The 15,311-nt window shown below is 71.6% G+C and carries 12 protein-coding genes and 1 tRNA gene; 10 read left to right on the top strand and 3 right to left on the bottom strand.

What is annotated here, in order from left to right:
- A partial coding sequence (locus AWW66_RS27490) for a rhamnogalacturonan lyase (protein ID WP_067372194.1) occupies positions 1–1,821 on the top strand: 1,821 nt, incomplete at its 5' end.
- A 339-nt stretch (positions 1,822–2,160) separates the two neighbouring features.
- On the opposite strand, the gene AWW66_RS27485 is transcribed toward AWW66_RS27490, so the two are convergent.
- Together AWW66_RS27485 and AWW66_RS27480 are read right to left on the bottom strand one after the other, a co-directional pair.
- Positions 2,161–3,183 (bottom strand): LLM class flavin-dependent oxidoreductase, encoded by a 1,023-nt coding sequence (locus tag AWW66_RS27485; RefSeq protein ID WP_067372191.1) that lies wholly within the window; start codon positions 3,181–3,183, stop codon positions 2,161–2,163.
- A 39-nt stretch (positions 3,184–3,222) separates the two neighbouring features.
- Entirely contained in the window at positions 3,223–3,702 is a 480-nt protein-coding gene (locus tag AWW66_RS27480) for an Lrp/AsnC family transcriptional regulator (protein WP_067372189.1), read from the bottom strand.
- 102 nt (positions 3,703–3,804) lie between these two features.
- Between AWW66_RS27480 and AWW66_RS27475 the strand changes: the two genes are divergently transcribed.
- Positions 3,805–4,965, top strand: a complete 1,161-nt coding sequence (locus tag AWW66_RS27475) for a trans-sulfuration enzyme family protein (protein ID WP_067372186.1) — start codon at positions 3,805–3,807, stop codon at positions 4,963–4,965.
- Between the two features lie 107 nt (positions 4,966–5,072).
- Here AWW66_RS27475 and AWW66_RS27470 read toward each other — a convergent pair.
- A tRNA-Leu gene (locus AWW66_RS27470) sits at positions 5,073–5,158 on the bottom strand.
- Between the two features lie 81 nt (positions 5,159–5,239).
- On the opposite strand from AWW66_RS27470, the gene AWW66_RS27465 reads away from it, so the two are divergent.
- The 8 genes from AWW66_RS27465 (at position 5,240) to polA (ending at position 15,296) form a co-directional block, all read left to right on the top strand.
- On the top strand, positions 5,240–5,860 hold the full coding sequence (locus AWW66_RS27465; protein ID WP_067372183.1) for an ANTAR domain-containing response regulator: 621 nt from the start codon (positions 5,240–5,242) through the stop codon (positions 5,858–5,860).
- A 101-nt stretch (positions 5,861–5,961) separates the two neighbouring features.
- Complete coding sequence (locus tag AWW66_RS36130) at positions 5,962–7,215, top strand: hypothetical protein (RefSeq protein ID WP_211272123.1); 1,254 nt, start codon at positions 5,962–5,964, stop codon at positions 7,213–7,215.
- A 252-nt stretch (positions 7,216–7,467) separates the two neighbouring features.
- The gene (locus AWW66_RS27455; protein WP_067372180.1) at positions 7,468–8,631 is read left to right on the top strand and encodes a branched-chain amino acid ABC transporter substrate-binding protein; all 1,164 of its coding nucleotides are present in this window, start codon (positions 7,468–7,470) and stop codon (positions 8,629–8,631) included.
- A 97-nt stretch (positions 8,632–8,728) separates the two neighbouring features.
- Positions 8,729–9,679, top strand: coding sequence for a branched-chain amino acid ABC transporter permease (locus AWW66_RS27450; RefSeq protein ID WP_067372176.1), 951 nt, complete (start codon positions 8,729–8,731; stop codon positions 9,677–9,679).
- 32 nt (positions 9,680–9,711) lie between these two features.
- Complete coding sequence (locus AWW66_RS27445) at positions 9,712–10,830, top strand: branched-chain amino acid ABC transporter permease (RefSeq protein WP_211272124.1); 1,119 nt, start codon at positions 9,712–9,714, stop codon at positions 10,828–10,830.
- On the top strand, positions 10,823–11,749 hold the full coding sequence (locus tag AWW66_RS27440; protein WP_245648512.1) for an ABC transporter ATP-binding protein: 927 nt from the start codon (positions 10,823–10,825) through the stop codon (positions 11,747–11,749). Before AWW66_RS27445 ends, AWW66_RS27440 begins: the two co-directional genes overlap by 8 nt.
- Complete coding sequence (locus AWW66_RS27435; protein ID WP_067372173.1) at positions 11,739–12,449, top strand: ABC transporter ATP-binding protein; 711 nt, start codon at positions 11,739–11,741, stop codon at positions 12,447–12,449. Before AWW66_RS27440 ends, AWW66_RS27435 begins: the two co-directional genes overlap by 11 nt.
- A gap of 147 nt (positions 12,450–12,596) precedes the next feature.
- Positions 12,597–15,296 carry a DNA polymerase I gene (polA, locus tag AWW66_RS27430; protein ID WP_067372171.1) on the top strand — a complete coding sequence of 900 codons (2,700 nt, stop codon included), beginning with the start codon at positions 12,597–12,599 and terminating at the stop codon, positions 15,294–15,296.
- Positions 15,297–15,311: the final 15 nt, after the last annotated feature.

Below are 15,311 nucleotides of genomic sequence, written 5' to 3'. Positions count from 1 at the left end.
ACCCCGCCCACCACGACCCCACCGCCCACGACCCCGCCCCCGACGACCCCGCCCCCCACCGACCCGCCGGCCGGCTCCCGACAGGCCGAGAACCTGGACCGGGGCCTGGTCAGCGTCCGCTCCGGCACCGGGAACCTGGTCTCCTGGCGGCTGCTCGGCACCGAGACCAGCGGGGTCTCCTTCAACCTGTACCGGGGCGGCACCCGGGTCAACGCCACCCCCATCACCGGGGCCACCAACCACCTGGACAGCGGGGCACCCGCCGGGGCGGCCTACACCGTCCGGGCCGTGGTCGGCGGCGTCGAGCAGGCACCCAGCGCCCCCGCCCTCCAGTTCGGCTCCGGGTACCTGGACGTGCCGATCCAGCCCCCGGCCGGGGGCAGCACCCCCAGCGGGGAGGCGTACACCTACTCGGCCAACGACGCCAGCGTCGGGGACCTGGACGGGGACGGCCGGTACGACCTGGTCGTCAAGTGGGACCCCTCCAACGCCAAGGACAACGCCCAGTCCGGGTACACCGGCCCGGTCTACCTGGACGGGTACACCCTCACCGGGACCCGGCTGTGGCGCATCGACCTGGGTCGTAACATCCGGGCCGGGGCCCACTACACCCAGTTCCAGGTCTACGACTTCGACGGTGACGGGGACGCCGAGGTGGCCGTCAAGACCGCCGACGGCACCCGCTCCGGCACCGGCCAGGTGATCGGCTCGGCCAGCGCCGACCACCGCAACTCCAGCGGGTACGTGCTGGCCGGGCCGGAGTTCCTGACCATGTTCGACGGTCGGACCGGGGCCGTGGCCTCCACCGTCAGCTACGACCCCCCGCGCGGCACCGTCTCCTCCTGGGGGGACAACTACGGCAACCGGGTGGACCGGTTCCTGGCCGGCACCGCCTACCTGGACGGGCAGCGCCCCTCCCTGATCTCGGCCCGGGGCTACTACACCCGGGCGGTCGTCGCCGCCTGGGACTTCCGCAACGGCACCCTGACCAAGCGGTGGACCTTCGACTCCAACGCCTCCGGCAACGGAGCCGCCCACGGCCAGGGCAGCCACAGCCTCTCGATCGCCGACGTGGACGCCGACGGCCGGGACGAGATCGTGTACGGGGCGGCCACCATCGACGACAACGGGCGGCTGCTCTGGAGCGCGGGCACCGGGCACGGGGACGCCCAGCACGTCGGTGACCTGGACCCGAGCCGTCCCGGCCTGGAGGTCTTCAAGGTCAGCGAGTCGGCCAGCCAGCCCGGCTCCCTGCTCCTCGACGCCCGGACCGGTCAGCGTCTCTGGTCCACCCCCTCGGGTTCGGACAACGGCCGGGGGGTGGCCGGGGACGTCTGGGCCGGCAGCCCCGGGGCGGAGTCCTGGTCCTCGGCGGTCGGCAACCTGCTGAACACCCGGGGGCAGAGCGTCGGGCGCAAGCCCTCCTCCACCAACTTCCTGGTCTGGTGGGACGGGGACCCGGTCCGGGAACTGCTCGACGCCACCCGGATCGACAAGTACGGCCCCAACGGGGACACCCGGCTGCTCACCGGCTCGGGGGTGTCCTCCAACAACGGCACCAAGTCCACCCCGGCCCTGTCGGCCGACATCCTGGGTGACTGGCGGGAGGAGGTCATCTGGCGGACCTCCGACAACCGGGCCCTGCGCATCTACAGCACGCCGACCCCGACCGCCGTCCGGCTGCCCACCCTGATGCACGACACCCAGTACCGGGTCTCCGTGGCCTGGCAGAACACCGCCTACAACCAGCCCCCGCACCCGAGCTTCTTCCTCGGGGACGGGATGTCCACCCCGCCCGCGCCGCGCATCTACCTGCGCTGAGGGATCTACCCGCGCTGAGCGGATCATCCGCGCTGAGCCGGGGAATTCCTTGAGAGGGAGAAAGGTGGTGCAGCCCGGGTCCGCCGCAACCAGCGGACCCGGGACAGGCACCGGGCCGACGAGTGAACCCGCACGTCGGCGGCCCGGTGCCCCACACCGCAGCACCCCCGACCCGTCCCGACCGGGAATGCCGTACCACCACCGGGGATAAAACTAGGCGGGGTCGGAGACAGTGGGGTGACGCGACTATGAAGACCGTGTTTCAGCGTGCCCGGAAACCGTTCGTACAGCCCTTCTGAGCTGCGCGAACGTCACCCGGAACCGGCCGGGTGCCCTCCGTCACACGGCCCGGCGCAGCCCGCCCGCGACCTGCTCGGCGATCAGCTCGTACGACCGGACCCGGTCCGTCACGTCGTACACCAACGTGGTCAGCATCAGCTCGTCCGCGCCGGTACGGGCCAGCAACTCCGTCAACTGCCGGCGGACCGTCTCCGGCGACCCCAGCGCCTGCCCCTCCCGCCGGGACAGCACGAACTCCCGCTCCACCTCCGTGTACGGGTAGGCCGCCGCCTCGTCCGGGCTCACCAGCGGCTCCGGCCGCCCCGAGCGCAGCCGCAGGAACGACAACGCGCTCGGCCCGGCCAGCCACTCGGCCCGCTCGTCGGTCTCCGCGCACACCGCGTTCACCGCCACCATCGCGTACGGCTCCGCCAGCCAGCGCGACGGCCGGAAGTGCTGCCGGTACAACGCCAGTGCCGGCAGCGTGTGCTGCGCGCTGAAGTGGTGCGCGAAGGAGAACGGCAGCCCCAGCAGCCCGGCCAGTTGCGCGCTGAACCCGCTCGACCCCAGCAGCCACACCGCCGGCATGTCACCCCGGCCCGGTGTCGCCACGATCGGCCCCGGCTGCTCCCCGGTGAAGTAGTTGACCAGGTCCGCCAACTCCTGCGGGAACCCTTCCGCCGACAGGCCCTGCATCGTCCGGCGCAACGCCAGCGCGGTCACCTGGTCGGTCCCCGGCGCCCGGCCGATGCCCAGGTCGATCCGGCCCGGGTGCAGCGCCTCCAGGGTGCCGAACTGCTCGGCCACCACCAGCGGCGCGTGGTTGGGCAGCATCACCCCGCCGGAGCCCAACCGGATCGTCGAGGTCGCCGCCCCCAGGTGCGCGAGCAGCACCGCCGGCGCGGAACTCGCGATCGCCGGCATGTTGTGGTGCTCGGCCACCCAGAACCGGTGGTAGCCCAGCTCCTCCGTGCGCCGGGCCAGTTCGGTGGTGTGCCGCAACGCGGCGCCCACGGTGGTCCCGGCCGCGACCGGGGCAAGGTCAAGAACAGACAACGGTACGTCGATCACACCGAGGTGCAACCCGCCACGACCGGCGCCTGTTCCGCCGTGTCGAACCGATCACCCCGCCCCGCGTACCTGCTCGAAGATCAGACTGGTCTGGGTGTGCTGCACCACCGGGTCCACCGCCAGGTGGTCCAGCACGAAGTCCCGCAGCGCGTCCCCCGACGCGGCCCGGACGTGCAGCACGTAGTCCTCCGCCCCGGCCACGTGGAACACCGACACCACCCCCGGCAGCCGCACCGACCGGGCCCGGAACGCGTCCACCGCCGCCCGCTCGTGCGCGGTCAACCGGACCGACACCAGCGCCTGCAACGGCAACCCCACCGCCGCCGGGTCCACGTCGGCGTGGAACCCCCGGATCGCCCCGGACTCCCGCAGCGCCCGGGTCCGGGCCAGGCACGTCGACGGCGCCACCCCCACCCGCTGCGCCAGGGCGTTGTTCGGCAGCCGGCCGTCGGCGGCCAGCTCGGTCAGGATCGCGCGGTCGATGTCGTCCAGGGCCGCGAACGGCCGCAGATCATTCGGTGCGGCAGGCATCCGCCCATCTTTCCCCGAACATCACCGTCACAGAAGAGGCATGAAAAGAATTTTCTGCCGATCCCTTGCCTCTCAGTAGTCTGATGTTCGACCCTTCCGGCCATGACGACCGTGGACACCAGAGCCGTGCACGCCGGGCGCGCCGACCTCGCCGCCCTCGGCGTCCACGTCCCGCCGATCGACCTCTCCACCACCAACCCGCTGCCCGGCGTCGTCGACGGCGGCCACGCGTACGAGACCCTCGCCGGCGGCGGTCCCCTCCCGCCCGGCGCCACCGCCGTCTACCAGCGCCTCTGGAACCCCACCGTGGCCCGCTTCGAGACCGCCCTCGCCGACCTTGAGGGGACCACCGACGCCGTCGCCTTCGCCAGCGGCATGGCCGCCCTCACCGCCACCCTCCTCGCCGTCACCCGCGACGGCCGCCGCCACGTCGTCGCCGTCCGTCCCCTCTACGGCGGCACCGACCACGTCCTCGCCACCGGGCTGCTCGGCACCACCGTCACCTGGGCCCACCCCGACCAGGTCGCCGCCGCCGTCCGCCCCGACACCGCCCTGGTCGTCGCCGAGACCCCGGCCAACCCCACCCTCGACCTGGTCGACATCGCCGCCCTCGCCACCGCCGCCGGTGACGTGCCGCTGCTCGTCGACAACACCGTCGCCACGCCCGTCCTCCAGCAGCCCACCCGGCACGGCGCGACCCTCGTGCTGCACAGCGCCACCAAGAGCATCGGCGGCCACGGCGACGTCCTCGCCGGCGTCGTCGCCTGCGACGCCGACTGGGCCGCCCGGCTGCGCCAGGTCCGCGCCCTCACCGGCGCGGTCCTGCATCCCCTCGGTGGGTACCTGCTGCACCGTGGCCTGCAGACGCTGCCCCTGCGGGTCCGCGCCCAACAGGCCGGCGCCGAGAAGATCGCCGGCTGGCTCGCCGACCACCCCGCCGTCACCCGGGTCCACCACCCCAGCCTGCACGACCCGGCCGGGCTGGTCGGCCGCCAGATGTCCGGCCCCGGCAGCCTGCTCGCCTTCGAGGTACGCGGTGGCATCCGCGCCGCCACGGCCGTCGCCGACGCCTGCCAGTTGATCACCCACGCGGTCTCCCTCGGCGGCGTGGACACCCTCGTCCAGCACCCCGCCTCGCTCACCCACCGCCCGGTCGAGGGTGACGCCCGGCCGGCCGCCGGGCTGCTGCGGATCTCCGTCGGCCTGGAGGACCCCGAGGACCTGCGCCTCGACCTGGCCCGCGCGCTCGCCGCGCTCGGCTGACTCACCACGCGGGCGGCCCGCGGTCGGGAGCGATCGACCCGGGGCTCGGGACGAGGGCCCGCGCCCTCGCGCCGTCGAACAGGTGCATGTCGAACAGGTGTATGACGTGGTGCCGGGAGCGGGATTCGAACCCGCAAGCCCTTTCGGGCAGAAGTGTTTGAGACTTCCGTGTATGCCGTTCCACCATCCCGGCGGGTGTGCACAACTGTACCGGACTAGGCTTCTGCGGGAACATGGGTGGCAGTGGTTCGAAGATCGATGGTGGGAGTGGCTCGTGGGCGAGATGCAGACGGATGCCGAGCGCAGGCGGGTACTGATCGCCGAGGACGAGGCGCTCATCCGGCTGGACCTGGCCGAGATGCTGGTCGAGGAGGGCTACCAGGTCGTCGGCGAGGCCGGTGACGGGGAGACCGCCGTCCGGCTGGCCGAGGAGCTCAAGCCCGACCTGGTCATCCTCGACATCAAGATGCCGATCATGGACGGGCTGGCCGCGGCCGAGCGGATCGCCGGCGCCCGGATCGCCCCGGTGATCATCCTGACCGCCTTCAGCCAGCGGGACCTGGTCGAGCGGGCCCGTGCCGCCGGTGCGATGGCGTACCTGGTCAAGCCGTTCCAGAAGAGCGACCTGGTGCCGGCGGTGGAGATCGCGCTGTCCCGGTACTCGGAGATCGCCGCGCTGGAGTCGGAGGTCGCCGGGCTGACCGACCGGCTGGAGGTCCGCAAGACGGTCGAGCGCGCCAAGGGCGCCCTGATGACCACGTACGGGATGACCGAGCCGCAGGCCTTCAAGTGGATCCAGCGGACGGCGATGGACCACCGGATGACCATGAAGGAGGTCGCCGAGCGGATCCTCGCCGAGACCGCCGGCGGTGAGGTGGCCCAGCCGGCCCCCTGACCGACCCGGTCGGGCCGGCTCCGGTCGGCCCGGATCGAGGCCCGCGTCGGCGGGCCGTGCGGGGCTGCCGGGCGGTGGCCCCGATCGATATCATCGCCCTCGTGCGTGCGCGGCGTGCGGTCGCGGCCCTGGTGGGTACGGTCCTGCTGGTGGCCGGCTGCGACGCGGCCGGGGTCCGGGACGAGCCCGGTGCCCGGCACGAGCCGGCCCCGCTGCGGCCCCGCTGGGTGGCCGGGGCGCTGCCGGTGCCGGCCGGTGGACCGGGCCGGGTGCTGGTGCGCGACGTGGTGGCCTGCGGTGGCCGCTGGTACGCGGTGGGCGCGGTCGCCGATTCCGGCGGGGCGACCCGGCCGGCCTTCTGGGCGAGCGCCGACGGCCGGTCCTGGGCAGCGCGGCCGGTGCGGGCGGAGTCGTTCTACGGTGCGCAGAACGTCCTGTCGGCGGTGGGCTGCCGGGGCGCGGCGGTGGCCGCGCTGGGGGCCAAGTCCGGTGGGGCGCACGGCAATCCCCGGGTGAGTACCTGGCGGCAACCGGCCGACGGCGGGCTGGTGGAGGTGCCGGCGGAGTTCGAGGTGTTCGGTGGGCCGCGGGCGGTGGACGTGGCCCGGATCGCGGGTGGCCCGCCGGGGTGGCTGATCACCGGGGGCCGGGTCGCCGGCGCGGCGGTCTGGGCCTCCGCGCCGGACGCGGCGGCGTTCACCCTGCTGGAGGGGGCACCGGAGTTGGCCGGGGACGCGCGCGGGCGGACCTTCGGCCGGGACGCGGTGGCGGTGGGGGAGAGCTGGCTGGTGGCGGGCGCGCTGCTGCCGCCCGGTGGTACGGGTTTCCTGCCGCTGGTCTGGACGTCGCCGGACGGCCGGGCGTGGCGCCGCTCGGTGTTGCCGGTCGCGGGCCGGTCCGCCGGGGTGACCGGCGCGGACGAGCCGGTGGCCGCCGGTGGCGGGTCGGCGGAGCGGGTGGCGCTGGCGGCGGGGGAGCCGGTGGTGCTGGGCCGGCTCGGCGAGGAGTTCGTGCTCTGGCGGCGGGCGGCGGGGCAGTGGCGGCTGGCCGGTGGGTTCGGTGTCGCCGTGGGGAGCCCGGCGGCGGCCGGCGGGTCGGGGGTCCGGTCGGTGGCGGGGTTCGCGGCGGAGAGTTCGTCGCTGGTGGCGGCGGTCGGGGCCGGTGCCGAGCGGTCGGGGTGGTGGTCCGGGGACGCCGGTGGCTCGTGGCGACGGCTGGCGCTGCCGGTGCCGGTGTCGTCGGGCGGGGACGCGGCGGTGGCGGTGGCCCAGGCCGACGGGGTGCTGGTGGTGGCGCTGGACGACGGCCGGTCGTCCGGGGTCTGGTCCGTTCGGGTGGCCGATCTCGCCCGGTAAGGGGTGCCCGGCACGCCGGTTTCCGTTGTTGAAACGGGCTCGAAAAACGTTCGGAACGCGGCTTTCTTACAGCGATCGCGCCCGATCGGCCATGGCGTGTAACGGTTCGGTCAATCCCCACTCTCGGGCCTTACGCCATCACTCGGCGGTGGGATAACGTCCGGCCCCAGACCGGGATCGCGGTCAGCCTGGTCCACCTCGCAGGGTCCTGTCGGTGGCGGGTCGGGCCATCGAACAAGGAGGGTACGAGCCGTGAGGCAGAAGCTCGCACGGGTGCTCGGTGGTGTGGCCATCAGCGCGCTCGTCATCAGCGGCGCGGCCGCGTGTAAGGCCGACAGTGGCAGCGAGAGCAGCGGCAGCTCCGCCGCCTGCGACCTCAAGATCGGTTTCTTCGGGCCGCTGACCGGCGACGCCGCGGGTCTCGGTATCCACATGCGTAACGGCACCAAGCTGGCCATCGACCAGTACAACACCGAGAACGCGGACTGCAAGGTCACCCTGACCGAGTACGACTCGCAGGGTGACCCGGCCAAGGCTCCGGCGCTGGCCCAGCAGGCGGTCGGTGACCCCAAGGTCGTGGGCATCGTCGGCCCGGCGTTCTCGGGTGAGTCCGAGGTCGCGGACCCGATCTTCGACCAGGCCGGTCTGCCGATCATCACCCCCTCGGCGACCCGTCCGAGCCTGAGCGAGAAGAACTGGAAGATCTTCCACCGGGGCGTCGGTAACGACACCTCGCAGGGCCCGGCCGCCGGTCGGTACATCAAGAACGTGCTGAAGGCCGAGAAGGTCTACGTCGTCGACGACCAGTCGGCGTACGGCGCGGGTCTGGTGGACGAGGTCAAGAAGGTCATCGGCGCGGTGGCCGGCGAGGACAAGGTCCAGGTCAAGCAGACCAACTTCTCCGCCGTCGTCAGCAAGATCGTCGGCAGTGGCGCGACCGCGCTCTTCTTCGGTGGCTACTACACCGAGGCGGGCCTGCTGCTCAAGCAGCTCAAGGAGGCCGGCTGGAAGGGCACGATGGTCGCCGGTGACGGCGTCAACGACGCCAACTTCATCAAGGTCGCCGGCAACGCCGTCGCCGAGGGCACCATCCTGACCTGCCCCTGCGCCCCGGCCACCGAGGCCGAGGGTTCCTTCGTGAACGACTACAAGGCCGCGTTCAACGCCGACCCGGGCACCTACGGCGACGTGTCGTACGACATCACGAAGATCTTCCTTGAGGGCATCAAGGACGGGAAGTCGAGCCGTGAGGACATGCTCGCCTTCATCAAGGCCTACAACAAGGCCGGCACCGCGACCGGTGTGACCTACAAGTTCGAGTCCAACGGCGAGCTGGACCCGGCGCAGGTCGTGGTCTGGGCCTTCAAGGTCGCTGGCGGCCAGGTCGTGCCGGACGTCGAGATCCCCAAGGCCTGACCGGAGCATCCGGTCCCGCCTCACCGGGACGCCTGACGATGCGGCCGGGAGTTCTGCTCCCGGCCGCGCCGTTTGGCCGCACACTTGGAGCCCCCACGTGAACTTCGCTGAGTTCTTCGGGAACTTTCCCGCACTCACCATAACCGGGTTGGAGCAGGGCGCGATCTACGCGCTCGTCGCCCTCGGCTACACCCTGGTCTACGGCGTTCTCCGCCTGATCAACTTCGCCCACTCCGAGGTCTTCATGGTCGGTACCTTCACCGCCCTGTGGACCTGGGAGGCCCTCGGGTACAACCAGAACACCGCCGCGCCGGCGTTCGGCGCCATGTTGGTGGCGGTGCTCGTCGGCCTGGGGGCCGCGATGGCCGCCTCGGCGCTCACCGCGGTCACCGTCGAGGTGGTCGCGTACCGTCCGCTGCGTAAGCGTAACGCTCCGCCGCTGGCCTTCCTCATCACCGCCATCGGCGCGTCGTTCGTGATCGCCGAGGCCTTCGGCGTCGGTACCCACCGGGCGCCGTTCGGTATGCCGGTGATGATCCCCTCGGAGACCCTGTTCACCGTCTTCGGCGCGGCGGTCACCAACATCCAGCTGCTGGTCCTCGGTGTCACCCTGGTGATGATGGCCGCGCTGGACCAGTTCGTGAACCGCAGCCGGCTCGGTCGCGGCATCCGGGCGGTCGCCCAGGACGCCGACACGGCGGCCCTGATGGGCGTCAACAAGAACCGGGTCATCATGCTGGTCTTCGTCCTCGGCGGCCTGATGGCCGGCGTCGCGGCGTTGCTGTGGAGCGTCCGGTACGGCTACACCAAGTTCAACGTCGGTTTCCTCATCGGGCTGAAGGCGTTCTCCGCCGCCGTCCTCGGTGGTATCGGCAACCTGCGCGGTGCGCTGCTCGGTGGTCTCCTGCTCGGTATCGCGGAGAACTACGCCGCCGGCCTGTTCGGTGGTGACTGGAAGGACTTCACCGGTTTCGTGCTGCTGGTCGTGCTGCTGATGTTCCGGCCGACCGGTCTGCTCGGTGAGTCGCTGGGGAGGGCACGCGCATGACGGCGACCGCGCACAAGGGAAAGCTCGCCCAGATGAGGCAGCGCTGGTCGGACATGCCCAAGCAGGTCCGCTGGGCCGGGTTGGCGGCGTTGGTCGCCTTCTTCTACATCCTGCCCAACCGGTGGTTCTACGAGTACCTGGGCTTCCCGATCGGCAGCGAGTACTTCGCGTTCTACACCACCCGCTCCGACTTCGCGGCCGTGCTGTTCGACACGGCGGTGTTCGTCCTGCTGGCGGTCGGCCTGAACGTGGTGGTGGGCTTCACCGGTCTGCTCGACCTGGGGTACTTCGGCTTCTACGCCGTGGGTGCGTATACGGTGGCGTTGCTGACCTCGCCGGCGAGCCGGCTGGACCTGACCTGGCCGTGGCTGGCGGCGGTGCCGGTGGCGATCGTGGTCACGATGATCTCCGGTGTCATCCTCGGTACGCCGACCCTGCGGCTGCGGGGCGACTACCTGGCGATCGTGACGCTCGGCTTCGCCGAGATGATCCGGCTCTACGCCGCCCGTAACGACGGCCTGTTGCAGGGCCAGCGGGGCATCCCGGAGGTGCAGCACCCGCCGGGCCCCATGGTGGACGGCCGGCCGCTGTTCGGGGTGGTGGACTCCAAGCCCTACTACTGGCTGATCCTCACCGTGATCATCGTGATCATCTTCGCGATGCGGAACCTGGAGCGCAGCCGGGTGGGTCGGGCCTGGGTGGCCATCCGGGAGGACGAGGACGCCGCCGAGATCATGGGCGTGCCCACGTTCAAGTACAAGCTGTGGGCGTTCGCGATCGGCGCGGCGGTGGGCGGTCTGACCGGTGCGATCTTCGCCGGCAAGCAGACCTTCATCAACTCGGACAGCTTCCTGCTGGAAAGCTCGATCCTGGTGCTGGCGGCGGTCATCCTCGGTGGCGCCGGCGGGATCAAGGGTGCCATCATCGGTGGTGCGCTGACCTGGTACCTGCCGGAGTGGTTCCGGGGCTTCGGCCAGATCATCGGGCTGGACTTCGACACCGCCGAGTACCGCATCCTGATCTTCGGTCTGATCATCATCGTGATGATGATCTTCCGGCCGCAGGGTCTGGTGCCGAACCGGCGGCGGGCGGCAGAGTTCGCCGACCGGCGTAAGGAAGCGGTTCCCCAGGAGACGGTGCCCAGTGAGTGACCCGAAGATGAACACGGAGCGGGACGAGACCAGCGACCGCGACATCGCCGCCGACGGGCGGACCTCGGTCGGTGTGCCGCCCGAGCCGCCGACGGAGTCGGCGAAGTCGGCAGAGCCGACCCCGGCGACGCCGGACCCGGCCGGCCGGGAGCCGCTGCTGGAGGTCGACCACGTCACCCTCCGCTTCGGCGGTGTGGTCGCGCTCAACGACGTCAACTTCACCCTGTACAAGGGGGAGATCCTCGGTCTGATCGGCCCGAACGGCGCCGGGAAGACGACCTGCTTCAACGCCATGACCGGCGTCTACCGCCCGACCGAGGGCGAGATCCGGTTCAAGGGGGAGCGGGTCAGCGGCAAGCGCCGGTCGTGGATCACCAAGGCGGGTATCGCCCGGACGTTCCAGAACATCCGGCTTTTCCCCGAGATGACCGCGCTGGAGAACGTGATGGTGGGCGCGGACGCCCACCACAAGACCAGCGTCATCTCCGCCATGCTGCGCCTGCCGCGGCACTGGAAGGAGGAGAAGCACGGTCGGGAGAAGGCCCACGACCTGCTGCGCTTCGTCGGTATCCAGCGACGCGCGGGGGACCTGGCCCGGAACCTCTCCTACGGCGAGCAGCGCCGGCTGGAGATCGCGCGGGCGCTGGCGACCGACCCCACCCTGCTCTGCCTGGACGAGCCGGCCGCCGGCTTCACCCCGGCGGAGAAGGAGGAGCTGCTCGTCCTCATCCGCAAGATCCGTGACAGCGGCACCACCGTGCTGCTGATCGAGCACGACATGCGGCTGGTCATGGGTGTGACCGACCGGATCGTCGTGCTGGAGTTCGGCAAGAAGATCGCCGACGGGCTGCCCGCCGACGTGCGGGAGGACCCGAAGGTGATCGCCGCGTACCTGGGGGTGCCGACCGATGCTGCTTGAGATCAAGGACCTGACCCTGCTCTACGGGCGGATCCAGGCACTGCACGGGATCAGCCTCGTGGTCAACGAGGGTGAGGTGGTGGCCCTGATCGGCGCGAACGGCGCCGGGAAGACCACCACCATGCGGGCCATCTCCGGGCTGCGGCCGGTGGCCTCCGGCTCCATCACCTTCGACGGCACCGACGTCACCCGGATGCGCGCGGACCTGCGGGTCGTCCGGGGCATCGGCCAGGCACCCGAGGGTCGGGGGGTCTTCCCCGGCATGACGGTGATGGAGAACCTGGAGATGGGGGCCTACACCCGCAGGGACCGGTCGGAGATCAACAAGGACCTGGACATGGTCATGGATCTCTTCCCCCGGTTGAAGGAGCGCCGCAAGCAGGCCGGCGGCACGCTCTCCGGCGGTGAGCAGCAGATGCTGGCGGTGGGCCGGGCCCTGATGGCCCGTCCCAAGCTGCTGCTGCTCGACGAGCCCTCGATGGGGCTGGCCCCGATGCTGATCCAGCAGATCTTCGAGATCATCACGCGGATCAACGAGCAGGGGACGACCATCCTGCTGGTGGAGCAGAACGCCCAGCAGGCGCTCTCCCGGGCCCACCGGGGCTACGTGCTGGAGACCGGCCGGATCGTCAAGGAGGGCACCGGCCAGGAACTCCTGCACGACCCGGCGGTCAAGGAGGCGTACCTCGGCGTGGCCTGACCGATTCGGGCCCGACGACCGGCCGGTGGCACGCCCACCGGCCGGTCGTCGCGTGTCGGGACCCGGTCGTCGCGTCCCGGGGCCGGCCGCCGGCGCGCGGCCACGCCGGGGCCGGGAATGTCGGGCGTACGGACTAGAGTCGCCTGCGTGACAGCTACGACCCCGCGCCTGCTTCTCGTCGACGGACACTCCCTGGCATACCGGGCGTTCTTCGCCCTGCCGGTGGAAAACTTCTCCACCACGACGGGGCAGCCCACCAACGCGGTGTACGGCTTCACCAGCATGCTGATCAACGTGCTGCGCGACGAGCGGCCCACCCACATCGCGGTCGCCTTCGACGTCTCCCGCCGATCCTTCCGCACCGAGAAGTACGCGGAGTACAAGGCCGGCCGCAGCGAGACCCCGACCGACTTCAAGGGCCAGGTCAGCCTGGTCAAGGAGGTCCTCGCCGCGCTGCGCATCCCGGTGGTGGAGAAGGAAGGGTACGAGGCCGACGACGTCATCGCCACCCTCGCCTGCCGGGCCCGCGACGAGGGCATGTCGGTGCTGATCAGCACCGGCGACCGGGACGCCTTCCAGCTCGTCGACGACAACATCACCGTCCTCTACCCGCGCAAGGGCGTCTCCGACCTGGCCCGGATGGACGCCGCCGCGGTCGAGGCGAAGTATGGCGTCGGCCCGCAGCGCTACCGCGACCTGGCCGCGCTGGTCGGCGAGACCAGTGACAACCTGCCCGGGGTCCCCGGGGTCGGCCCGAAGACCGCGGCCAAGTGGATCACCCTCTACGGCGGGGTCGAGGGGGTCATCGCGCGGGCCGACGAGATCAAGGGCAAGGCCGGCGACAACCTGCGGGAGCGGCTCGCCGACGTGATCCGCAACTACGACCTCAACTGCCTGGTCGCCGACCTCGACCTGCCGCTGACCCCCGCCGACACGCACTGGACCGGGTGGGACCGGGAGGCCGTGCACCAGGTCTTCGACACCCTGGAGTTCCGCATCCTGCGGGACCGCCTCTACCAGTACCTGGAGGCCGTGGAGCCGGAGGCCGAGTCCGGCTTCGAGCTGGCCGGCCAGGTGCTCACCGAGCCGGGCGCGGTGAGCGGCTGGCTGGAGACGCACGCCCCCGCCGGGGTCCCGGTCGGGGTGGCGGTCAAGCTCGACACCGGCCCGAACCGGCGGCACACGGCCACCGTCCTCGGCATGGCGCTGGCCACCGGCGACGGGGCGGCGGCGTGGTTCGACCCGGCTCCGCTGGAGCCCGGCGACGAGAACGCCCTCGCCGCCTGGCTGGCCGACCCGGCCCGGCCGAAGGTGCTGCACGACAGCAAGCCGGCGGTGCTGGCCTGCGCCGCCCGGGGCTGGGAGCTGGCCGGCATCGTCCGGGACACCCAGATCGCCGCCTACCTGGCCCGTCCCGACCAGCGCTCCTACGACCTGACCGACCTGGCCCTGCGCTACCTGCACCGGGAGCTGCGGGTGGACGCCCCGGAGACCGGTCAGCTCACCCTGGAGGGGCTCGGCAACGACGGGGAGGCCGAGGAGAACCTCATGCTCCAGGCCCGGGCGACCCTCGACCTGGCCGACGCGATCGACGCCGAGCTGTCCCGCGACGGCGAGCAGTCGGCCCGGCTGATGGCCGAGGTGGAGCTGCCCCTGATGCGGGTCCTCGCCGGGATGGAACGGATCGGCATCGCCGCCGACACCGACTACCTCACCGAGCTGGAGGCGCACTTCGCCGCCGAGGTGAAGGCCGCCGCGCAGCAGGCGTACGCGGTGGTCGACCGGGAGTTCAACCTGGGCTCGCCGAAACAGCTCCAGGAGATCCTCTTCGGGGAGCTGGGGCTGCCCAAGACCAAGAAGATCAAGACCGGGTACACCACCGACGCCGACGCCCTCCAGTGGCTGTACGCGCAGACCGAGCACCCGCTCCTGCACCACCTGCTGCGCCACCGGGACGTGGCCAAGCTGAAGTCCACCGTCGACGGCCTGCTCAAGTCCGTCTCCGACGACGGCCGGATCCACACCACCTTCAACCAGACGGTGGCGGCCACCGGCCGGCTCTCCTCCACCGAGCCCAACCTCCAGAACATCCCGATCCGGACCGAGGAGGGGCGGCGGATCCGCCGCGCCTTCGTGGTGGGCGAGGGGTACGATTGCCTGCTCACCGCCGACTACAGCCAGATCGAGATGCGGATCATGGCGGACCTGTCGGGGGACGCGGCGCTGATCGAGGCGTTCAACTCCGGCGCCGACTTCCACGCCGCCACCGCCTCGTCGGTCTTCGAGGTCGCCGTCGAGGCGGTCACCGCCGACCAGCGCCGCAAGATCAAGGCGATGAACTACGGCCTGGCGTACGGGCTGAGCGCGTTCGGCCTGTCCCAGCAGCTCGGCATCAGCGCCGAGGAGGCGCGGGGGCTGATGGAGAACTACTTCGCCGGCTTCGGCGGGGTGCGTGACTACCTGCACGAGGTGGTCGCCAAGGCCCGCCACGACGGGTACACCTCCACCATCCTGGGCCGCCGGCGGTACCTTCCCGACCTGGTCAGCGACAACCGGCAGCGGCGGGAGATGGCCGAGCGGATGGCGCTCAACGCCCCCATCCAGGGCTCGGCGGCGGACATCATCAAGGTGGCGATGCTGCACGTCGACGCCGCGCTGCGCGACTCGGGGCTGCGCTCGCGGATGCTGTTGCAGGTGCACGACGAGCTGGTCTTCGAGGTCGCCCCGGGCGAGCGGGAGCCGCTGGAGGAGCTGGTCCGGCGGGAGATGGGCGGGGCGCACCCGCTGGCGGTGCCGCTGGAGGTCTCCGTCGGCGAGGGCCGCGACTGGAACAGCGCCGACCACTGACCCGCGCGCGCCGCC

Origin of the sequence: Micromonospora rosaria, assembly GCF_001567585.1 — a bacterium.
Taxonomy (GTDB): Bacteria; Actinomycetota; Actinomycetes; order Mycobacteriales; family Micromonosporaceae; genus Micromonospora; species Micromonospora rosaria.
Note: the sequence above shows the minus strand (reverse complement) of the source record. Positions and strands in the feature narration are given on the sequence as shown.